This window comes from Pelomonas sp. V22 (assembly GCF_030014915.1).
Classification (GTDB): domain Bacteria; phylum Pseudomonadota; class Gammaproteobacteria; order Burkholderiales; family Burkholderiaceae_C; genus JAUASW01.
Genome location: NZ_JAGIXS010000001.1, coordinates 1,142,660 through 1,164,316, shown reverse-complemented (window position 1 = coordinate 1,164,316; position 21,657 = coordinate 1,142,660). Strand labels below are relative to the sequence as shown.

The 21,657-nt window shown below is 63.7% G+C and carries 21 protein-coding genes and 1 tRNA gene; 14 read left to right on the top strand and 8 right to left on the bottom strand.

Translation table 11 applies throughout. The annotated features are described in order from the left end of the window. Positions 1–2 precede the first annotated feature (2 nt). A complete protein-coding gene (locus J7U46_RS05265; protein WP_282823769.1) occupies positions 3–1,022 on the bottom strand; it encodes a zinc-binding alcohol dehydrogenase family protein in 1,020 nt (339 codons plus the stop codon). Positions 1,023–1,116: 94 nt separating this feature from the next. On the opposite strand from J7U46_RS05265, the gene J7U46_RS05260 reads away from it, so the two are divergent. The 14 genes from J7U46_RS05260 (at position 1,117) to J7U46_RS05195 (ending at position 17,227) form a co-directional block, all read left to right on the top strand. After that, the gene (locus tag J7U46_RS05260) at positions 1,117–2,034 is read left to right on the top strand and encodes a LysR family transcriptional regulator (protein ID WP_282823768.1); all 918 of its coding nucleotides are present in this window, start codon (positions 1,117–1,119) and stop codon (positions 2,032–2,034) included. 61 nt (positions 2,035–2,095) lie between these two features. Next, on the top strand, positions 2,096–4,432 hold the full coding sequence (locus J7U46_RS05255) for a Tex family protein (protein WP_282823767.1): 2,337 nt from the start codon (positions 2,096–2,098) through the stop codon (positions 4,430–4,432). 114 nt (positions 4,433–4,546) lie between these two features. Beyond that, complete coding sequence (locus J7U46_RS05250; protein ID WP_282823766.1) at positions 4,547–6,754, top strand: TonB-dependent receptor; 2,208 nt, start codon at positions 4,547–4,549, stop codon at positions 6,752–6,754. Between the two features lie 29 nt (positions 6,755–6,783). Beyond that, a complete protein-coding gene (locus J7U46_RS05245; RefSeq protein ID WP_282823765.1) occupies positions 6,784–7,854 on the top strand; it encodes a phospholipase in 1,071 nt (356 codons plus the stop codon). Between the two features lie 221 nt (positions 7,855–8,075). Next, positions 8,076–9,983 (top strand): threonine--tRNA ligase, encoded by a 1,908-nt coding sequence (thrS, locus tag J7U46_RS05240; protein ID WP_282823764.1) that lies wholly within the window; start codon positions 8,076–8,078, stop codon positions 9,981–9,983. A 70-nt stretch (positions 9,984–10,053) separates the two neighbouring features. Beyond that, positions 10,054–10,599, top strand: coding sequence for a translation initiation factor IF-3 (gene infC / locus J7U46_RS05235; protein WP_282824984.1), 546 nt, complete (start codon positions 10,054–10,056; stop codon positions 10,597–10,599). A 122-nt stretch (positions 10,600–10,721) separates the two neighbouring features. Beyond that, a complete protein-coding gene (rpmI, locus tag J7U46_RS05230) occupies positions 10,722–10,925 on the top strand; it encodes a 50S ribosomal protein L35 (protein ID WP_282823763.1) in 204 nt (67 codons plus the stop codon). A gap of 29 nt (positions 10,926–10,954) precedes the next feature. After that, positions 10,955–11,311, top strand: a complete 357-nt coding sequence (gene rplT / locus J7U46_RS05225; RefSeq protein WP_282823762.1) for a 50S ribosomal protein L20 — start codon at positions 10,955–10,957, stop codon at positions 11,309–11,311. 126 nt (positions 11,312–11,437) lie between these two features. Next, positions 11,438–12,475, top strand: a complete 1,038-nt coding sequence (gene pheS / locus J7U46_RS05220; RefSeq protein WP_282823761.1) for a phenylalanine--tRNA ligase subunit alpha — start codon at positions 11,438–11,440, stop codon at positions 12,473–12,475. Positions 12,476–12,524: 49 nt separating this feature from the next. Continuing rightward, on the top strand, positions 12,525–14,939 hold the full coding sequence (pheT, locus tag J7U46_RS05215; protein WP_282823760.1) for a phenylalanine--tRNA ligase subunit beta: 2,415 nt from the start codon (positions 12,525–12,527) through the stop codon (positions 14,937–14,939). A 23-nt stretch (positions 14,940–14,962) separates the two neighbouring features. Beyond that, a complete protein-coding gene (locus tag J7U46_RS05210; protein ID WP_282823759.1) occupies positions 14,963–15,337 on the top strand; it encodes an integration host factor subunit alpha in 375 nt (124 codons plus the stop codon). A gap of 34 nt (positions 15,338–15,371) precedes the next feature. Further along, positions 15,372–15,779, top strand: coding sequence for a MerR family transcriptional regulator (locus J7U46_RS05205; RefSeq protein WP_282823758.1), 408 nt, complete (start codon positions 15,372–15,374; stop codon positions 15,777–15,779). 36 nt (positions 15,780–15,815) lie between these two features. After that, positions 15,816–15,892, top strand: a tRNA-Pro gene (locus tag J7U46_RS05200). Between the two features lie 648 nt (positions 15,893–16,540). After that, a complete protein-coding gene (locus J7U46_RS05195; protein ID WP_282823757.1) occupies positions 16,541–17,227 on the top strand; it encodes an SOS response-associated peptidase family protein in 687 nt (228 codons plus the stop codon). 125 nt (positions 17,228–17,352) lie between these two features. Here the strand turns inward: J7U46_RS05195 and J7U46_RS05190 are convergent, their stop codons facing one another. The 7 genes from J7U46_RS05190 to J7U46_RS05160 all read right to left on the bottom strand — a co-directional run bounded on the left by J7U46_RS05190 (position 17,353) and on the right by J7U46_RS05160 (position 21,505). Next, positions 17,353–17,892, bottom strand: a complete 540-nt coding sequence (locus J7U46_RS05190; RefSeq protein WP_282823756.1) for a hypothetical protein — start codon at positions 17,890–17,892, stop codon at positions 17,353–17,355. Positions 17,893–18,009: 117 nt separating this feature from the next. Further along, positions 18,010–18,522 carry a hypothetical protein gene (locus tag J7U46_RS05185; RefSeq protein ID WP_282823755.1) on the bottom strand — a complete coding sequence of 171 codons (513 nt, stop codon included), beginning with the start codon at positions 18,520–18,522 and terminating at the stop codon, positions 18,010–18,012. Beyond that, entirely contained in the window at positions 18,506–18,670 is a 165-nt protein-coding gene (locus tag J7U46_RS05180; RefSeq protein WP_282823754.1) for a hypothetical protein, read from the bottom strand. The genes J7U46_RS05185 and J7U46_RS05180 overlap by 17 nt, the downstream gene beginning before the upstream one ends. Continuing rightward, positions 18,667–18,975, bottom strand: a complete 309-nt coding sequence (locus J7U46_RS05175) for a helix-turn-helix domain-containing protein (protein WP_282823753.1) — start codon at positions 18,973–18,975, stop codon at positions 18,667–18,669. The genes J7U46_RS05180 and J7U46_RS05175 overlap by 4 nt, the downstream gene beginning before the upstream one ends. Before the next feature lie 9 nt (positions 18,976–18,984). Beyond that, positions 18,985–19,215: a helix-turn-helix domain-containing protein gene (locus tag J7U46_RS05170; protein WP_282823752.1), complete on the bottom strand. Its 231-nt coding sequence runs from the start codon at positions 19,213–19,215 to the stop codon at positions 18,985–18,987. A gap of 122 nt (positions 19,216–19,337) precedes the next feature. After that, entirely contained in the window at positions 19,338–19,961 is a 624-nt protein-coding gene (locus tag J7U46_RS05165) for a hypothetical protein (RefSeq protein ID WP_282823751.1), read from the bottom strand. Between the two features lie 92 nt (positions 19,962–20,053). Then, positions 20,054–21,505, bottom strand: coding sequence for a site-specific integrase (locus tag J7U46_RS05160; RefSeq protein WP_282823750.1), 1,452 nt, complete (start codon positions 21,503–21,505; stop codon positions 20,054–20,056). Positions 21,506–21,657: the final 152 nt, after the last annotated feature.

The window sequence follows — 21,657 nt, the reverse complement described above, 5'->3', positions numbered from 1 at the left end:
GCTTAGAAGCCCTGCAGCACCAGCTTGCCCCGCGTGTGCTGGCCTTCCAGCAGCGCGTGGGCACGCTTGAGGTTGGCGGCATTGATGGGCCCGAGCACCTCGGCCAGCGTGCTGCGCAGCTCGCCGGCATCCACACGGCGCGCCACTTCGGCCAGCAGCTTGCCGACCTCGGCCATGTCGTGTGTGCGGTGCAGGCCGCGCACGAACATCATTTCCCAATGCAGGGACAGGGCCTTGCCCTTCAGGGCCATCACGTTCAGGGCCTCGGGCGCGAAGTCGTCGATCAGAGCGAGGCGGCCCTGCGGCTCGAGCACGGCCACCAGGTCGGCGAAGTGCTGCGGCGTGTGGCTGAGGCTCGCCACGTAGCGCACCGGCGCGACGTTCAGCGCTGCGACCTGTGGCGCCAACGGCTTGCTGTGGTCTACCACATGATGGGCGCCCAGTTCGCGCAGCCAGTCGGCGGATTCCGGGCGCGAGGCGGTCGCAATGATGGTCAGGTGCGGCAGGGCGCGCGCCAACTGCAGAAGGATGGAGCCCACGCCGCCGGCTGCGGCGGTCACCAGGAGGCTCACGGGCCGCTCTGGCTTGGCCTGTACTTGCAGGCGTTCGAACAGCAATTCGTAGGCGGTGATCGCGGTCAGGGGCAGGGCGGCCGCCTCGGCGTCGCTCAAGGTCTGCGGCGCCAATGAGGCCAGGCGATGGTCCACGGCCTGGAACTGGGCGTAGCTGCCGGGCTTGTCGATTTCGCCGGCGTACCAGACGCGGTCGCCGATCTGGAAGCCGGTCACCTCGGCACCGATGCCGCGGACGGTGCCCACGGCATCCCAGCCGAGCAGGACCGGCGTCTTGCCGTCGCTGCTGGGCCGGCCCATGCGGACCTTGGCATCCACCGGATTCACGGCGATGGCTGCGATCTCGACGAGCAGGTCGTTCGGGCCAGCCTGCGGCTGCGGCAGTTCGAGGTCCAGCAGCGATTCGGCGGCGGCGATGGGCAGGGACTGGAAATAGCCAACGGCTTTCATGGGTGACTCCTTTGTGGGTCGGTGGTTGCGATGACCGCCATGTTCCGCCTGGTTCGCTTTCAGATAAACGGGACTGGGTTAGCATCAGTTTCAAATGAAAATTGAAAATACCGACGAGCTGCGCCTGCTGCTGGAATGCGCCCGCGGCGGCAGCCTGACCGCCGCGTCCAAGGTGATGAACATCACCCCGGCGGCGGCCAGCGCCATGCTGAAGAAGCTGGAAGCTCGGCTGGGCGTGCGCCTGATGGAGCGCAGCACGCGGGCCTTGCGCCTTACGGCAGCCGGCGAGCAGTTGCGCGACTACGGTCAGCGCGCGCTGGAGCTGCTGGACGAAGGCCTGACCGTGATCAGCGAAGGCCACAGCGTCGCCCCGCAGGCCAAGCTGCGCGGCCGCATCCGCATCAGCGCGTCCAGCGATTTGACGAGGCGCCAGCTGCTGCCGCTGTTGGACAGTTTCATGGACAGGCATCCGGCGGTTGAGCTGCACCTGAGTGTCAGCGACTCGATGCTGGACATCTACAAGGACGAGGTGGATGTGGCGATCCGCTACGGCCTGCTCGCCGATTCCAACCTGGTGGCGCGCAAGCTGACCGAGGTGAAGCGGCTCGCCGTGGCCAGCCCCGGCTACCTGAAGCAGCACGGGCGGCCCGGGCATCCCAGCGAGCTCGCGAATCACGAATGCCTGACCTTCAAGATCCGCAACCGCGCCGAACGGCAATGGCGGTTCCGCCAGCGCATGGAGCCGGGCTCGACCGAGCTGAGCGTGCCGGTGCATGGCCGGCGCAGCACGGACGATGGCGGCATCGCCCACGGCTGGGCCCTCGATGGCCTGGGTGTGATCTACAAGAGCGAACTCGACGTGCGCGACAGCCTGAAGAGCGGCGCCCTGGTCAACCTCTTCCCCGACTGGGTCGGCGACCGCCTGCCGGTGCATGCGGTGATGCCCAGCCAGCGCTTCATGCCGCAGCGGGTGAGGGCACTGATCGACCATCTGGCCTTGGGCCTGGCCTGAAGGGAGCTACGGGGCGCTGTGGCAAACTCCCGCGCTTCCTTTTTCCCGGTTTCCAGACGTTTTGGACAAGATCCTTCTCCAGATTGCCGCCGAGCTGAAAGTCCGCCCGGCCCAGATCAATGCAGCGGTCGAGCTGCTCGACGGTGGCGCCACCGTCCCCTTCATCGCCCGCTACCGCAAGGAGGCCACCGACGGCCTGGACGACAGCCAGCTGCGCGACCTGGAGTCGCGCCTCGGCTATCTGCGCGAGCTGGAAGAGCGCCGTGCCGCCGTGCTCAAGAGCATCGACGAGCAGGGCAAGCTCACGCCCGAGCTGCGCGCCGCCATCGAGGCCGCGCCGACCAAGCAGGAGCTGGAAGACCTCTACCTGCCCTACAAGGTCAAGCGCCGCACCAAGGGCCTGATCGCCCGCGAGGCGGGCCTCGAGCCCCTGGCAGACAAGCTGTTTGCCGACCCTGCGCTTGATCCGATGGCCGAGGCGGCTGCCTTCCTGAACCCCGACGCTGGCTTTGCCGACGCCTTCGCGGTGCTCGACGGCGTGCGCGATCTGCTCAGCGAGCGCTGGGCCGAGGATGCGGTGCTGATCGGCAAGCTGCGTGAGTGGCTGTGGGAAGAAGGCCTGTTCCAGTCCAAGCTGATGGACGGCAAGGACGAGAACAACCCGGACGTTGCCAAGTTCCGCGACTACTTCGACTACGCCGAGCCGATCCGCACCGTGCCTTCGCACCGCGCGCTGGCCGTGTTCCGCGGCCGCACGCAGGAGTTCCTCGATGCGAAGCTGAGCCTCGACGAGGTGCTGGTGCCCGGCCAGCCGGGCCTGGCCGAAGGCCGCATCGCCCGCCATCTCGGCTGGAGCCATGCCAAGCGGGCCAGCGACGAGCTGATCCGCAAAACCGTGGCCTGGACCTGGAAGGTCAAGCTGGCAATGAGCCTGGAGCGCGACCTGTTCTCGCGCCTGCGCGAAGCGGCCGAGGCCACGGCCATCAAGGTGTTCGCCGAGAACCTGCGCGACCTGCTGCTGGCCGCGCCGGCCGGCAAGCGCGTGGTGATGGGCCTGGACCCGGGCATCCGCACCGGCGTGAAGGTGGCTGTGGTCAGTGACACCGGCCGCGTGCTGGACACGAATACGGTCTATCCGCACGAGCCGCGCAAGGACTGGGAAGGTTCGTTGCACACGCTGGGCCGCCTCGTGGCCACGCATGGCGTGAACCTGATCGCCATCGGCAATGGCACGGCCAGCCGCGAGACCGACAAGCTGGCGGCTGACCTGATCAAGCGCATCCAGCAAATCGCGCCGGAAGCTCAGATCGAGAAGGTCGTCGTCAGCGAGGCCGGTGCTTCGGTCTACTCGGCCTCCGAATTCGCCTCCAAGGAATTGCCCGAGTTGGACGTGAGCCTGCGCGGCGCCGTGTCCATTGCCCGCCGCTTGCAGGATCCGCTGGCCGAGCTCGTCAAGATCGACCCCAAGAGCATCGGGGTCGGCCAGTACCAGCATGACGTGAACCAGAGCGAACTGGCCAAGACGCTGGACGCGGTGGTCGAAGACTGCGTGAATTCGGTGGGCGTGGACCTGAACACGGCGTCGGCGCCGCTGCTGTCGCGCGTGTCGGGGCTCTCGGCGGCCGTGGCGGCCAGCATCGTGCGCTGGCGCGATGCCAATGGCTCGTTCAGGAATCGCAAGCAGCTGCTGGATGTGACGGGCCTCGGCCCCAAGACCTTCGAGCAGGCGGCCGGCTTCCTGCGCATCCGGGGTGGCGACAACCCGCTGGACCTGTCGGGCGTCCACCCCGAGACCTACCCGGTGGTGCAGCGCATGCTGGACCAGATCGGCCGTCCGGCCGCCGAGGTGCTGGGCAAGAGCGACGTGTTGCGCACGCTGCGGCCCGAGGCCTTCGCCGATGAGAAGTTCGGCGCGATCACGGTCAAGGACATCCTGGCCGAGCTGGAAAAGCCGGGCCGCGATCCGCGCCCGGACTTCAAGGTGGCGCGCTTCAACGACGGCGTCGAGGACATCAAGGACCTGCAGGAGGGCATGGTGCTCGAGGGCACGGTCTCCAACGTTGCGCAGTTCGGTGCCTTCGTCGACCTGGGCGTGCACCAGGATGGGCTGGTCCACGTGAGCCAGCTCTCGAACAAGTTCGTCAATGACGCCCGCGAGGTGGTGAAGACCGGCGACATCGTCAAGGTCAGGGTGCTGGAGGTCGATCTGGCCCGCAAGCGCATCTCCTTGACGATGAAGCTGGATGCGGCGCCGCAGGCGCGTGGGGCCGCCAAGAGCGCGGACAACAGCTTCCGACCGGCGGCGCGCAATGAGCGCTCGGGCGGCAATCGCCCGCAGGCGCCCGCGGCGGGCAACGCCATGGCCGAGGCCTTTGCCAAGCTGCAAGGACGCCGTTGACGTCGCATCCAGGCGCTTGGGCCCCGCATTCCTGCAATTGATCGCATCCAGACTGACAGGGTTTATGCGGATCGCTATCGTGCCGCCCCAGTTCAGTGTTCTACGGAGCAGTACATGTTGACCAACAAGAAACACGCCATCGCCGCCGCTTGCGCTCTGATGGTTTCAGGGGCCGTTCTTGCGCAGGAGGGTGGCCCGCAAGGCCCCGGTGGCGACGGCCAGCCGCGCCCGGGTGCCAAGCTGGAACGCGTGGAAATCAGCGCCCGGCCGCAGAGCGATACCGACCTGCGCCGCAAGTCGCAAGTGGCCAAGCAGATCTACGGCCGTGAGGAACTCGACAAGTTCGGCGACACCAATGTGGCCGACGTGCTCAAGCGCCTGCCTGGTGTCAACGTGTCCGGCGGGGCTCCGCGTATGCGCGGCCTGGGCAGCGGCTATACGCTGATCCTGCTGAATGGCGACCCGGCGCCTCCGGGCTTCGACCTCACCCAGCTGGATCCGGCTCAGGTCGAGCGCATCGAAGTCACCAAGGGTCCGAGCGCTGACCAGAGCGCCCAGGCCGTGGCCGGTGCGATCAACATCATCCTGAAGGACGCGCCCAAGATCACGCAGCGCGACCTGCGTCTGAACATGGGTTACAGCGCCGTGCGCCCCAGCGTCTCAGGCTCCTACACCTATGGCGAGAAGAAGGGCGACCTCGGCTACACGCTGCCGATCTCGCTGTTCTCCTGGCGCAACCAAAACGAATCGACCACGACCCGCGCAGCCACCGGCTCCAACGGCCAGCCCTCGGTGATCACCCAGCAGCAAGTGCAGAACGGCTGGGGCACGGGTTGGAACGCCTCGCCGCGCATGAACTGGAAAATCAGCGACGAAGAGAACCTGACGGCCATGGCCTTCCTGCAGCAGGGCCGCTGGCACTTCAATCCGGAGTACGAGACCATCCTCAAGTCGGGCCTGCCGAGCGAGGACTACAACAGCCGCAACATCGGCACCTTCCGGATGGCGCGCGCCAACCTGCAGTACAACAACCAGCTGAGCGAGACGCGCCGCATCGAGATCAAGGCCGGTGGCCAGGACGTGCACGGCACGTTCAACAACACCGTCTACGACAATTTGCAGCGCGGTTCGGTCGGCGACAACACCGACCGCAACTTCACGCAGGCCGGCAAGTTCGCCCAGATCCTCAACGACGAGCACAGCCTCGCCGTGGGCTGGGACCTGGAATGGCGCAAGCGCGACGAGACGCGCTTCGTGACCGTCGGTGGCAAGGCCCAGTTGCCGGGCGTGGACGGCCTGCCGTTCGCCGCCACCATCCAGCGCCAGGCCTTCTTCGTCCAGGACGACTGGGAGATCTCGCCGCAATGGTCGGCCTACCTCGGCCTGCGCACCGAGCGCATCGTGACCGAGAGCGCGGCCGTGGGCGATGCCGAGCGCCGCAACACCAGCAGCGTCACCACGCCGCTGCTGCACATCAACTACAAGCTCGACCCCAAGGGCCGCGACCTGATCCGCACCAGCCTGACGCGCAGCTACAAGGCTCCGAACCTGAACCAGCTGCTCGCCCGTCCGGCCATCTCGGGCCTGTACCCGGATCCGAACACGCCCAACACCTACCTGTCGCCGGACTTCATCGGCAACCCGAACCTCAAGCCCGAACTGGCCACAGGCCTGGACGTGGCCTACGAGAAGTACCTCACGGGCGGCGGCATGATCAGCGTCGGCGGCTTCTACCGCCGTGTGAACGACCTGATGCGCAACGTCACGACGCTGGAGGCGCCGGGTTCGACGCTGAACGTGTCGGCGACACAGGCGCGCTACGTCAATCACCCGACCAACTTCGCGCGCGCCGAGACGGCGGGCCTCGAGTTCGAGATCAAGGGCCGTGCTGGCGAGCTGCTGCCCTCGGTCTTCGAGACCAAGCTGCCGCTGAACCTGCGGGCTTCGCTGAACTACTACAAGTCCAAGGTGCAAGGCCTGCCCGGTCCTGACAACCGCCTCGACGGCCAGCAGCCCTGGTCGGTCAATGCCGGCTTCGACTACCGCCTGAGCGGCCTGCCGGTGAACATGGGTGCCAACGTCAGCTTCACGCCGGGCTACCTGACGACGCAGACGCTCACGCAGTCGATGGAGCAGACGCGCAGCCGCGGCTTCGACATGTTTGCGCAGTGGACGCTCAGCCGCACGAGCTCGATCCGCATGTCGGCCAACAACCTGTGGCCGGTGGACACCCGCTCGACGACCTTCGTGACGAACGGCTACAGCCGCACCGAGCGCAACGGCCGTGCGCAGTTCGGCGTGAGCTGGGAGCAGAAGCTCTAAATTCTGGCGGAACTCATAAACTGCGGTGCATGCAAGCACTGCAACTCTACGCGGGCCCTCGGGCCCGTTTTCGTTTGGCCGAACGCGGTTTGCGTCCGGATGATGTGAGCATCATTCCAGCGGCGGCGGGCGGGCCCAAGGGCCTGATCCTGAACGCGCTGGACCGCCACATCTTCGGCCCTTGGCTCGGCGGCAGCAAGCAAGAGGTGCACCTGCTGGGCGCCTCGATTGGTGCCTGGCGCATGGCCACGGCCTGTCTCGGTGATGCCGAGGCGGAGTTCACTCGCCTGGCCGAGGAGTACGCGCATCAGGACTACGACCACGCGCCGGGCAAGCCGCCGACGGCGGCCTCGGTATCGCAAGGCTTCGGTGCCAAGCTCGACGAAGTCTTCGGTGGCCGCGAGGGTCAGGTCTTGAGCCATCCTCGCTACCGGCTTCATCTCTTCACCTCGCGGGGGCGCCATCTGCTGGGCCGGGAAGGGCGGCTTCGCACGCCGCTGGGCTACATGGGCGCCTTCGCCACCAACCTGGTGTCGCGCCGTGCGATGGGGGCCTGGCTGGAGCGCGTGGTGTTCTCCGACCTGCGCTCGCCCTTGCCGCTGCTCTTGAAGGACTACCGCAGCCGCCAGGTGGCGCTCTCGATCCGCAACCTGCAGCAGGCCTTGCTCGCCAGTTGCTCCATCCCGTTCTGGCTGCAGGCCGTACACGACATCCCCGGCGCGCCGCGCGGCGCGTACTGGGACGGTGGCATCACCGACTATCACCTGCACCTGGACTATGCGCAGATGCTGGGCGATGGCCTCGTGCTGTACCCGCATTTCCAGCGCCGCGTGGTGCCGGGCTGGCTGGACAAGGCCTTGAAGCATCGCCATGCGCCCAGCGCCTTCCTCGATAACGTGGTGGTGCTGGCACCGAGCGAAGGCTTCGTGAAAAGCCTGCCGCGCGGCAAGCTTCCCGACCGGGCGGACTTCCAGCACTACGGCGACGACGTGGCGGCGCGCGCTACGGCCTGGCTGCGCGCTGTGCGCGAAGGCGAGCGCCTGCGTGACGAGTTCACGGCGCTCTGCGAGCAGCCCTCGATCCAGGCCTTGCCGCTCTGATCCAAAGCTCGCCTACAATCGGGGCTCGATTTCTTTTCTTCAAGCAACAAGGGCGAGAAAGGCACGATGGTTATGACACCGCGAACTACGACCACCCCCACAAAGGTTTAGTCGGCCGCGGCTCATCACGTCTTTTCGCTGCTTGAAACAGCAGCACCCCAGTCAAAAGCGCGGTCCAGTGGCCGCGCTTTTTGCTTTTCAGAACACGGAGTGTTGACATCATGATTTCCATCCAATTGCCCGACGGTTCCAAGCGCGAATTCGAAGCGCCCGTCACGGTCGGCCAGGTGGCCGCCTCCATCGGTGCCGGCCTGGCCAAGGCGGCGCTGGCCGGTCGCGTCGACGGCAAGCTGGTCGACACCAGCCACCTGATCTCGGCCGATGCCCAACTGGCCATCGTGACCGACAAGGACGCGGACGGCCTGGAAGTCATCCGCCACTCGACGGCCCACCTGCTGGCCTATGCGGTCAAGGAGCTGTTCCCGGAGGCCCAGGTCACCATCGGCCCGGTGATCGAGCATGGCTTCTATTACGACTTTTCGTACAAGCGTCCGTTCACGCCGGAAGACCTGGCGGCCATCGAATCGAAGATGAGCGAGCTGGCCAAGAAGGACGAGGCTGTCACGCGCTCGGTGCTGCCACGCGATGAGGCCGTCAGCTACTTCAAGAGCATCGGCGAGGCGTACAAGGCCGAGATCATTGCCAGCATTCCGCAGGGCGAGGATGTCTCGCTCTACGCCGAAGGCAAGTTCACCGACCTGTGCCGCGGCCCCCACGTGCCGTCCACTGGCAAGCTCAAGCACTTCAAGCTGATGAAGGTGGCCGGCGCCTACTGGCGCGGTGACCACAACAACGAGCAGTTGCAGCGCATCTACGGCACGGCCTGGGCCACCAAGGACGATCTGCAGAAGTACCTGACGATGCTGGAGGAAGCCGAGAAGCGCGACCACCGCAAGCTCGGCAAGGAACTCGACCTGTTCCACATCGACGAGCATTCGCCCGGTACCGTGTTCTGGCATCCCAAGGGCTGGACGGTCTGGCAGGAGGTTGAGCAGTACATGCGCCGCGTGTACCGTGACAACGGCTACCTGGAGGTCAAGGGCCCGCAGATCATCGACAAGTCGCTGTGGGAGAAGACCGGCCACTGGGACAAGTACCGCGAGAACATGTTCACGACGGAATCGGAGAAGCGCGACTACGCGCTGAAGCCGATGAACTGCCCCGGCCACATCCTGATCTTCAAGCAGGGCATCAAGAGCTACCGCGACCTGCCCCTGCGCTTCGGTGAGTTTGGCCAGTGCCACCGCAATGAGCCCACCGGAGGCCTGCACGGCATCATGCGCGTGCGCGGCTTCACGCAGGACGACGGCCATATCTTCTGCACGGAAGAGATGATCCAGGCCGAGGTTCAGTCCTTCACCAGCCTGCTGCAAAAGGTCTACAAGGACTTCGGCTTCACCGAGATCCTCTACAAGCTGTCGACGCGACCCGAGAAGCGCATCGGCACCGAGGAAAGCTGGGACAAGGCCGAGGCCGCCCTGGCCGAAGGCCTGAAGGCCTCGGGCTGCGAGTTCGAGTACCTGCCGGGCGAGGGCGCCTTCTACGGCCCCAAGATCGAGTACACGCTGAAGGATGCGCTGGGCCGCCAGTGGCAGTGCGGCACCATCCAGGTGGACCCGAACATGCCCGAGCGCCTGGATGCTGACTTCGTCGGCGAAGACGGCGCGCGCCACCGCCCCATCATGCTGCACCGGGCCATCGTGGGCAGCCTGGAGCGCTTCATCGGCATCCTGATCGAACAGCATTCCGGCGCGCTGCCGGCCTGGCTGTCGCCGGTGCAGGTGGTCGTCGCCAATATCACGGACGCCCAGGCCGACTACGTGGCTGAGATCGTGAAATCGCTGCAAAAACAAGGGGTTAGGGCCTCGGCGGATTTGCGGAACGAGAAAATCACGTATAAAATCCGCGAGCATTCTTTGCAGAAGGTTCCGTTCATCCTTGTCGTCGGAGACAAGGAGAAGGCAAACGGAGCCGTTGCAGTGCGCGCCCGAGGCAACCAAGACCTGGGTGTGATGTCACTGGCAGACTTCCAATTGAAGCTGTCGGAAGCCATCACTTCCAAGGCCTGATCAGGTTAGTTCCAGGGCGCGCTTTCGTTCTTGTCGGGCCTCGCCTTGGGTCCATTGAAAGGTAAGCACCATCGCTACTTTTGCTGACCGTCGAGCTATTCCTGAGCGAAAGCATCGGCTGAACCGTGAAATTCTTGCTCCCGAAGTCCGCCTGAACGGCCCGGAAAACGAGCCCATCGGTGTGGTGAGCATCCAGGAAGCGCTGCGCATGGCCGGCGACCTGGATGTGGATCTGGTCGAGATCTCTGCCACCGCCAACCCGCCCGTGTGCCGGTTGATGGACTACGGCAAGTTCAAGTACCAGGAGCAGAAGCGCGCTGCCGAGGCGAAGTCCAAGCAGAAGATCATCGAGATCAAGGAAGTCAAGTTCCGCCCGGGTACGGACGAAGGCGACTACCAGATCAAGATGCGCAATCTGCGCCGCTTCATCGCCGAGGACGGTGACAAGGGCAAGGTGACCTTGCGCTACCGCGGCCGTGAAATCACCCACCAGGACATCGGTATGCGCCTGCTGGAGCGAATTCGCGACGAGTTGGCAGACGTATCGGTGGTCGAGAACATGCCCAAGCTGGAAGGCCGGCAGATGATCATGGTGCTTGCACCAAAGAAGCGCTAAGCGTTTCTCACAGTTCCAGCCCGTCGATCTGGTCGTCGGCGGGCTTATTAGTCTCCAGAGGCCAAGAAAGTACGTCGGGGAATCGACGTCGCCCCTGGGACGCACTTAAAAGGAGCAATTAAATGCCCAAAATGAAGACCAAGAGCAGCGCGAAGAAGCGTTTTCGCGTTCGTCCGGGTGGTACCGTCAAGCGCGGTCAGGCGTTCAAGCGCCACATCCTGACCAAGAAGTCCACGAAGAACAAGCGCCAACTGCGCGGCACCGTGACTGTCCACGAAACCAACATGGGCCACATGGCTCAGATGTTGCCTTTCGCTGGCCTGTAATCCCACCATTTAACTAAAGGAGATTTAATATGCCTCGCGTTAAACGTGGTGTTACCGCTCGTGCCCGTCACAAGAAGGTCCTGGCTCTGGCCAAGGGCTTCCGTGGTCGTCGTAAGAATGTCTTCCGCATCGCCAAGCAGGCGGTGATGAAGGCAGGCCAATACGCCTACCGTGACCGCCGTGCCAAGAAGCGCGTGTTCCGTGCGCTGTGGATTGCTCGTATCAACGCAGCAAGCCGTGGCCTGGGACTGACCTACAGCAAGTTCGTTGCTGGCCTGAAGAAGGCCCAGATCGACATCGACCGCAAGGTCCTGGCTGATCTCGCCGTCAACGATCCTGCTGGTTTTGCCAGCATCTTCAACAAGGTGAAGGCCGCTCTCGCTTAATTGCCCGCCTGCCGCTTTGGCGGCAGCGGCTGCCCCGGTGCAAACCGGGGCGCGCCCTTTAAAGGCCGACACCTCTGGTGCTCGGCCTTTTCTCATTTGCTTTCCGAACAGAACGATCGCCCCGCGATGAACGATCTCGATCAATTGCTGCAACAGGCCCAGACGGAATTCGCCGCCGCCGCCACGCCCGCCGACCTCGAAAACGCCAAGGCGCGCTTCATCGGCAAGTCCGGTCGTGTGACCGAGCTGATGAAAGGCCTTGCCGCGCTGCCGATCGAAGAGAAGAAGACCCGCGGTGCGGAAATCAATGTGCTGAAGACCGGCATCGAAGCCGCACTGACCGCACGCCGCCAGGCCCTGGCCGACGCGGAGCTGGCGATCCAGCTGAAGGCCGAGGCGCTCGACGTGACGCTGCCCGGCCGCGCGCGCGGTACCGGTGGCCTGCACCCCATCACGCGCGCGATGGAGCGCATCGAGGCCATCTTCGGCTCCATGGGCTTCGACGTGGCCGATGGCCCGGAGATCGAGAACGACTGGTTCAACTTCACGGCGCTGAACACGCCGGAAGACCATCCGGCCCGTTCGATGCACGACACCTTCTACATCGAAGGCGGCCATGTGCTGCGCACGCACACGAGCCCGATGCAGATTCGCTATGCGGTGCAGCACGTCAAGAAGCACAAGCACCTGATCGACGCCGGAAAGGCGATGCCCGAGATCCGCGTGATCGCGCCGGGCCGCACCTACCGCGTGGACAGCGATGCCACGCATTCGCCGATGTTCCACCAGGTCGAAGGCCTGTGGGTGGGCGAGAACGTGTCGTTCAAGGACCTGAAGTCGGTCTACGTGAACTTCATGCACCAGTTCTTCGAGACGACGGACATGGACATCCGTTTCCGTCCGAGCTACTTCCCGTTCACCGAACCCAGCGCCGAGATCGACATGATGTTCGGCTCCGGTCCCTTGAAGGGCCGCTGGCTGGAGGTCTCGGGCTCCGGCCAGGTGCATCCGCAGGTGATTCGCAATATGGGCCTGGACCCTGAGCGCTACATCGGCTTCGCTTTCGGCTCGGGCATCGACCGCCTGGCCATGCTGCGCTACGGCGTCAACGACCTGCGCCTGTTCTTCGACGGCGATCTGCGCTTCTTGACCCAGTTCAAGTAATGCAGTTCAAGTGAAGAACAAAGCAACAAGACGCTAGAGAGTAAAGAACATGCAATTCCCCGAGTCCTGGCTGCGGAGCTTCTGCAACCCCGCGCTGAACACCCAAGAGCTGGCCGAGCTGCTGACCATGTCCGGCCTGGAAGTCGAAGAGCTGCGCCCGGTGGCGCCGCCTTTCCATGGCATCGTCGTGGCCGAGATCCTGACGGCCGAGCAGCACCCTAACGCCGACAAGCTGCGCGTCTGCACGGTGAATGCCGGCGGCACGGAGACGTTGCAGATCGTCTGCGGCGCGCCGAATGCGCGCGCCGGCATTCGTGTGCCGCTGGCCACCATCGGCGCCGAGCTGCCGCCTGGCGAAGACGGCAAGCCCTTCAAGATCGGCAAGGGCAAGCTGCGCGGTGTGGAGAGCTTCGGCATGCTGTGCTCGGCCCGCGAGCTCAAGCTCAGCGAAGACCATGGTGGTCTGCTGGAGCTGGCAGCCGACGCGCCCATCGGCCAAAACATCCGCGAGCACTTGAAGCTCGACGACACGCTGTTCACGCTGAAGCTCACGCCGAACCTGGCGCACTGCCTGAGCGTCTACGGCATCGCCCGCGAAGTCTCCGCATTGACCGGCTCGCCGCTCTTGAAGCCCGAGTTCGCGCCTGTGGCCGTCAAGCATGACGCGCAGCTGCCGGTGAGCATCGAGGCAGCCGACCTCTGCGGCCGCTTCTCGGGCCGCATCGTCCGCGGTGTCAACACCCAGGTGCAGACGCCGGCCTGGATGGTCGAGCGCCTGGAGCGCTGTGGCCAGCGCTCGGTCTCGCCGCTCGTGGACATCTCGAACTACGTGATGTTCGAGTTCGGCCGTCCGAGCCACATCTTCGACCTCGACAAGATCCACGACGGCCTGGTCGTCCGCTGGGCCAAGCAGGGCGAGACGCTGAAGCTCTTGAATGGCAGCACGATCGAGCTCGACGAAACGGTCGGCGTGATTGCCGATTCGAAGGAAGTCGAATCGCTGGCCGGCATCATGGGCGGCGACGCGACAGCGGTGTCGGACGACACCAAGAACGTCTATGTCGAGGCCGCCTTCTGGTGGCCCAAGGCCGTGGCTGGCCGCTCGCGCAAGTTCAATTTCTCGACGGATGCGGGTCACCGCTTCGAGCGCGGTGTCGATCCGGCGCAGACGGTCGAGCACATCGAGCGCATCACGCAGTTGATTCTCGAGGTCTGCGGTGGCGAGGCCGGCCCGATGGACGACCAGACCACGCAATTGCCGGCGCGCAAACCGGTCACGCTGCGCGTGGCCCGTGCCGCCAAGATCATTGGCATGCCGCTGACGCAGGCGCAGTGCGCCACGGTGTTCCAGCGGCTGGGCCTGGAGTTTACGGAAGGCGAGGGCACGCTGACGGTCACGCCGCCGAGTTGGCGCTTTGACATCCTGATCGAGGAAGACTTGATCGAGGAAGTGATCCGCGTGCTGGGCTACCCGAATCTGCCCGACACGCCGCCGCTGGCGCCCGTGGTGGGCAAGGTGCGCTCGGAGTCGCGCGCCTCGGTGCACGCGCTGCGCCACGCGCTGGCCGGCCGCGACTATTTCGAGACGGTCAATTTCAGCTTCGTCGAATCGCGCTGGGAGCAGGAGCTGGCCGGCAATGCCAACCCGATCCAGCTTTTGAATCCGATTGCTGCGCCGCTGGCCGTGATGCGCACCAGCCTGATCGGCAGCCTGGTGCAAGTGCTGCGCTACAACCTGACCCGCAAGGCGCCACGCGTGCGCGTGTTCGAGATCGGCCGTGTGTTCCTGCGTGATGCGTCCATCATCGAGAGCGACAGCACGATTGCCGGCGTGCGCCAGCCCATGCGCGTGGCCGCGCTGGCCTGGGGCGCGGCCGATCAATCGCAGTGGTCGCAGCGTGACCGCGCGGTCGACTTCTTCGATGTGAAGGGCGACCTCGAAGCGCTGTTCGCGCCGCGCCAGCTGCAGTTCGTGGCGGCTGAGCATCCTGCCTTGCATCCGGGCCGCAGCGCCCGCGTGTTGCTGGACGGCCGCGAGATCGGCGTGGTCGGCGAGCTGCATCCCAAGTGGCGCCAGGGCTACGAGCTGCCGTCGGCACCGGTGCTGTTCGAGCTGGACCTGGATGCCGTGCTCGCGCTGACCCTGCCCAAGGGCCAGGGCGTGCAGCGCCAGCAGTCGGTGCTGCGCGACATCGCCGTCATCGTCGGCGAGCAGGTCACGCACGACGCGCTGATCGGCACGATCAACGCGGCGCATGACGGCCTGATCCGCTCGGCCAAGCTGTTCGACGTGTTCAAGCCCGCCCAGGCCAATGCCGAGATGCAGGCCGGCGAGCGCAGCATGGCCGTGCGCCTGGAGTTGCTGGACGAGGAAACGACGCTGACCGACGAACGCATCGAGCAGGCCGTGGCCCGGGTGCTGGCGGCGCTCGGCGAAAAACTCGGCGCACGCCTGCGCGGCTGATTGGTGGAGGAGACTGGAGAACCATGAGCGACGACCAAGAAGACATCAAGCCCCTGGGCGGTGTGGTGCTCCTGCCGAGCCTGGAGACGCCCACGCTGACCAAGGCCGAGCTGGCTGACCTGCTGTTCGACAAGCTGGGCCTGAACAAGCGCGAATCCAAGGACATGGTCGAGGCCTTCTTCGACATCATCCATGCGACCCTGGTTCGAGGCGACGACGTGAAGCTATCGGGCTTCGGCAACTTCAACATCCGCCGCAAGGCGCCGCGCCCGGGCCGCAACCCGCGCACCGGCGAGTCCATTCCCATCAAGGCGCGCAACGTGGTCACGTTCCACGCCAGCCACAAGTTGAAGGCCCAGGTACAAGGCGATGCACCTGCCGGGGAAGACTTCGAGTAGAGTCTGACCTCCCAACCTGAAGCCCTTGATTTCAATGGAGAAAGCGCTCCCAGCCATCCCAGCCAAACGCTACTTCACCATCGGTGAGGTGAGCGAGCTGTGCGGTGTGAAGCCCTATGTGCTGCGCTACTGGGAGCAGGAGTTCACACAGCTGCGGCCGATGAAGCGACGGGGCAACCGGCGCTACTACCAGCACCATGAAGTGCTCTTGATTCGCCGCATCCGCGACCTGCTGTACGACCAGGGCTTCACCATCAGCGGCGCACGCAACCAGCTCTCCGACCTGGGCGCGGCGCGCATGGAATCGCTGCAGGATTTCGAGCCCGATGCGGAGATCGGCGAGGAGCCCATCGAGGTGCCGTTGCCCCACAGCGGCGAGCAGCTGTCGATGGGGCAGCTTCGTCAGGAACTCAAGGCGATCCGCGAGACGCTTCTTCTCTGAGTGGCCTGAAAATCGTATATACTCTTACGCTTCAGTCGGGGCGTAGCGCAGCCTGGTAGCGCACTTGCATGGGGTGCAAGGGGTCGCGAGTTCGAATCCCGCCGTCCCGACCACTGAATAGCGAGAAAAATCAAAGGGTTAGATGCGAAAGCGTCTAGCCCTTTTCTCCTTTCTGGCCGAAGGTGTGAGTGCTGGCAACAGAATGGGCAACAGAATTCCGCGCCCTAGAGCAAGTCGATCTGCTGATCCACTTGTCGATCAGGCTCTGGACCGGCGACGCTTGGCCGAAGGTAGGCGGCTGATGTTGGATATGGGCTGCTCGGCCATCCTGTATTGCCTGCCGAAAAGATCGGCCATTCGTCTGGACCATTCGGGCAGTTACGAACCTCACAGCTTCCAGGAACGCGCATCGCGAAAGGGTCGCGCTTCAGCGCCTCGGCTTCAGTAAATCGGCAAGTGCTCTTGCGCAGCTGTCCGAAGTCGTTGCGCATCATCCAGAGCCAGAACTCAGTAGGGGTGGGCATTCCTTCAGTTTGACTTTGCGCTGGCTCAGGACGTGAGCCAGGGCTGATTTGCCACGCCTAGGGGCATTCCAGACAAGTGCGGCAGGGCGATCCCGCCAGGCTCCACGATGGCAGCCTGTTTGGTCCGGCCCGTTGGTGGAAGAGGGATGGAGGCCAACTGCCCTAGGCCCTGCCGCGCCGGAAGCGTAGTGGAGTCACCCCCACCGGCCATCCATAGGCCTGTGTACAGTCATTGCCATGTGCAATCTCTACAACGTCAGCCCCAAAGAAGAATTTGAGCGCTATGTGCGCAAGCAGTTCCGTCTTGGCTGGGAGCCTCGCACGGTTGGCCCTTTCCAGCATGGCATTTTCATCCGTGCGGGTGAAGGTGGCGGCGTTGAAGCCGCTGACGGTCAGTGGGGCATGATTGCGCCAAGAAGCAAGGCGAGGCGCCCAGACTCCAGGGCAATCCTCACCAACAACGCGCGCATCGAGTCGATTGCCGAGCGCTTCACCTATCGTGACTCATGGAAGGCCGGGCGCCGCTGCCTGATTCCAGCGATTTGGTATCAAGAGCCGAACTGGGAGACAGGCAAGAACATTTGGTGGCGATTGCAACGCGCTGATGGTGCGCCGTGGGCGCTGGCAGGCATTTGGTCTGAATGGACTGATCCGGCCACTGGCGAGATCGTCCCCAACTTCAGCATGATCACATGCAACTGCGACGGCCATCCGTTGCTTGGGCGCCTTCACAAGCCAGACCCCAAGTTACCCGACGACGCGCAGGACAAACGTGCTGTTGCACATATTGCGCCTGAGCACTGGGAGCAGTGGCTACATGGGTCCGCTGACGAAGCGGTGGCGCTAATTCGCCCCCAGCCGATTGAGGCATTCGATCTGGCCGATGCTCAGCGAACTGACCAAGCAATTGCTGAGATGCGGTGAGCCTGCCTGCCAGGCGACGTTTGAATTCCCAATTCAATGGGGGATTTTTTCTCTGCGTGAGATGCCGTGCGGTCACGGCTCAAGGGCTGACGGACTTTTAGCCCCCCCCTGGCCGGGGCTGCTGATCAGCGCCGAACGAAGGCAGGAAACCTCTTGACCATGTAGCGAACCAGCGCGGCGTCGCGCTGTTCCTCACAAACCAGGATGACGTTCAAGAGCTTGTCAAAGGTCCGGCGGTGCATTCCCTTGGGCCGTTGCCAGTTCTCGCCTAGCTGACGCTCTGCCTTGCGTTGCTTGCGCCAAGCACGCCCCATCTCATCCTCAGTCTGGCTTGCATAGGCCACGCGCCCACAGCGCCGGCACATGAAAGAGGAATTGCGTAGGTAGAGCACGCCCACGCGGCGCCAGCATCTTGGACATTGCCACCAAGGCCGTGAGCCTCCGAAGTGGCAGGGCGTGCGGACAGTCCGTAGCTCCTGATGGATGGGCTCGCCGTTGCTATTGAAGTTCAGCCGCACGCAGTCTGCCGTGGTGGCAATTCCGATGCTGCCCACTTCCTCGCCGGTGTAGCTGTTGGACCAGCGCCAGGTAAAGAACGCCCCGCCCAGCAGCTTGCGCCGCGCCAGGTCTTGAATGTCGAGCCTCAGGCAGTTCTCTGCTTTCACATGCCAGCCCGGCCGACCCGCCCCATATCTCATGCCTCCTGTTCGCATGTGCCACCTCCACAGATTCCGAAATCAATAGGAAAAAGGGAGCCGAAGCTCCCTGTTTGTTTTGCAGGCTCAGTGCCCATTGCTTGCAGCCTCGTACTCACTCATCCAGGCATCGTGTACAGCTTCTTGTTGAATACCTTGTGTTTTGCTTTTCTGTACTGGGCTGTTCTGTACTAAGGACTCGCGTCCGAGTCGCGGGATAGGCGCCGCCCTACCCGTGGGTGAACGATTGCGGCCTTTGTTGGTCTTTGCTGCGCCTGCCTTGCCACCCTCGGATTGCCGCTTTTTGCGCTCGTCGAGGTGCGCGCGGTAGTCGTCAAGTTCGGGGCAGCGGATCAGGCCATCGTCGAAGGTGAAAAAGGCACTCACGCCGGCAAGCGCCCGTTCCACCTGTGCAACGTCATAGCCCAAGACCCGCGCCAGCATGGGCGTGGAGTCGGGCAAGCTGCCGTTCACCCAGCACTCCAGCCGCATCGTGTAGAGCAAGCCCCGTTCCTCCAGGCTCAGGACTCTGTACTCGGTGCGGGCCATCATGCTGGCGGCGTACTCCTGAAACGCTGGCGCGTCACGGTGCTGGGCCATGCCCTGCCTCTTGCGCCAAGCGCTCCAGAAACTGCCATAAGCCCCATAGATCGATCATCGCCATGCCGGCAAGGTCAGGCCCTATGCCGTACTGCGGGTAGTGCGCCAAGAGGCTTTCCAGTCGCTTCAGCCAATCGTTCGGCGTCATGCTGCTTGCTCCTGGCTGGCCTCTCGGAGCAACACGTACTTGCCCAAGCTGTGCTTCACGCCGGCTTCGGTCGTGACGGTCTCGCGCATCGTGATGATGTTGTTGCCGGCTTGGCGAAGTTCCTTGATGCGTGCGGGCGGGTGGTACACGTCCAGGCCCCGGGATAGCTCGTAGGTCGTGAGCGGGAACAGTCGCAGGGCGGCCAAAGTACGCCGGGCTTGGGTATCGGCGTCGGTACCCTTAAACTCGTCGCGCAAAGCTTTGAGGGCCGCTTCCTTTTCGGGGGTGGTCTTTTTTTCGTCCATATCGCCCCCTTACTTGCCTTGAGCCTGAAGCCAGGCTTGCACTTCGCCAGCACGGAAGCGGGTTGCCCTAGCGCCAAGCTTCACCGGCTTCAACTCTCCGGCCTTGATGCGCTCATAGATCGAAGTCTTGCCCAAGCCGCTGAGGGCCTGAACAGTCCGCAGGTTCAGGAGTGCGTCACTAATTTGCGCTGCGTGGAGCGGTTGCTCAGTGCGGGCGCGGGGTTGGATATTGCTCGACATGGTTCAACTCCTTGCGGCAACGGCCGCGAATTAAGGAGGTTCCATGCTGAATTCGCGCCTCGTCAGCTTTGGGCAAGTGCCCAAGGCAAATGGGCGGCTCCTTAGACGAGAGAGGCAATTGCCTATTTCGACCGAGCTTCCACAGCTGCAGGAATTCGCTTGAGATGATCCTCAATCGTCGATTCACCGAGGCGAAGCCCAAGTAGATCAGCCATGTGCTTGATGGTCGCCGCCGCGGCTGCAGGGCGGGAATGGTCAATCTTCGCCTCGTGGCAAAGCACTGAAATTATGGTCAGCAGTGTGTTGCGTTCTTTCGTACCCAAAGGCCGACCTAAGTCCTCTCGGCCAACCTTGGGGACCTCGGCCGGCGGCGCCAAAGTGCTTGCATCGTTCAGTGAAGGGAGGTCGCACTGAGTACGCTGGAAACCATTTACTGTATACCTTCGCAGTTTCTCAACGTATCGGACGAGGTGCACGTGTTCTCGTTCGCGATAGCGAATATGCACGACATGTGCAAGGCCAACGTATATAAAGGCGATTACTCCCAAACCGAGTAATCCTCCTCCAACAAAATAAAGCCAGGAATTCTGAACACCCAGGCTAAGACTCTTGACGAGCAGCAATACCCCGATGGCAATCGATAATATCGCCGCAAAAGGCAAAAGCGCTATAAATTCCGAAAGGTGCGCCAAGTAAATGCGAGCCCCATCGGGAAGTTCGTATTCGTCAGTCTTCGATTCGTCCATGCGCCCCTCGCGCACCCCTGAAAGGATCGCAGCGCCAGCCCGTCAGGGAAACGGGTTTTCGGGGATCAGCCTAGGCGCGACGAAATCTGACTTTACGCTGCCCTAACGCCTTCCATGGTGATGACGTTCGAGGGCTCAACCGTACCTGTCACCAAGGCCGTGAGTTTTGCCCCCAGCGCATCAAAGGCACGGGCCTGTTCCACTGGCCGGCGGTTGCGAATGTAGGTGCGGCGGACTCGGCTCTCGATTACGTGGTTCAGGCATTCGTCGATCACGTCGCCGCTGATGCCCAGGTCTGCCATGAGCGTGGCAGCGGTGCGGCGCAAGTCGTGTGCTGTCCAGCGGCCGCCGGGGAGCTTCAGGGTCTCGCAGTTCTTGCTGCGGTGTTGCAGACGTTTCTCGGGTGGTCGCTGGCGGTCTGCCAACTGCTTGCCGAAGCTCTTAACGTCCACCGGTCCTTTGCCGCAAGTGTTGGGAAATACCCAGCGCACAGGTTTGCCGTCCTCGTCTTTTTCCTTGAGGGCAGCCAAGGCGGTGAACTGGGTCAGCGCGAACGCGGATAGGTGGATGACGTGATCGCGGCCATTCTTTGTTTCTGGCAAGTACCACTTGCCGGAGTCCAGATCCACGTTGGCCCACTCTGCGTTCATTGCCTCGCCCACGCGCACGCCGGTCGCCAAGATCAGCCAAATGGCGGCAACGCTTCGCGGATTCATGCGGGCAGCGGGAAGGGCTGCGGCCAAGGTCTTGATCTCGTCGGCGTCTAGGGTGCGTTCGCGCTCCGTCTCTTGACCGCCAGCGTCGCGCTTGGTCACGCTGTCCAGCGGGTTGCGCTCGATCATGTCGCGGGCCAGGGCGAAGCGAAACATCTGCTTCAAGGCGGCCAGCAGCACGTTGGCAGTGCGTAGCTTGCCAGCGGCCGTGACTTCATCCAGCAGCGCGAGCACATCGGACTTGCGCACATCGGCGACGGCCACGCTGCCCAAGGTGCTGAAGATGCGACGCTCGAACTGTTGGCGAATGTACGCGCCGCCATCTTTGCGGCCGCTGCGCTTTCCGTCACTGCGCACATGTGGGGCCAGTTCCACCCGGGCCCAATGGTCGAAGAGGTCGCGCACGGTGATGCGGCGGCGGGACTGCTCGGCGGCTTCAGCGGCACGAGCGGCTTCCTCTGCAATCTGCTGTTGCCGTAGGGCTCGGGGGTCGTGGCCTTGGGAGCGTTGCTTCCACAGCCGCTCGGCCTCGTCGCGTGCGTCTGCAAGTGTCTTGGATGGGTAGTGGCCGGCGGGATCGTCCGGGAACATGCGATGCCACTGCTGTGCCTTGGTAGCGGGATCGGTCAGGCGCAGGTACCAAAAGGCGCCCGACTCTCGATTGCGTAGGTACAGGCCCCCGCCGTCATGCAGCGGCGTTGCCTTCTTGCTCTTCGTGTAGGCACTCACGGCCTTGTCGGTCAGTACCTTGAGCTTCGCTGTTCTCGCCATCGCTACCCCTTTACATTCTGTTCCGGCAACAGAATGGGCAACAGAATTCTGCCGGCTCATGGCGGACTTTGGCAAGCGGCGTTGAACGATGAGACTCAGTAAGTTGTTGAATGTAAAGGGTTGTTTTGAGGCTGACTGGAGTGTCGGCGGACGCCAGCAAACGAATCTTATATTGCATGGGGTGCAAGGGGTAGCGAGTTCGAATCCCGCCG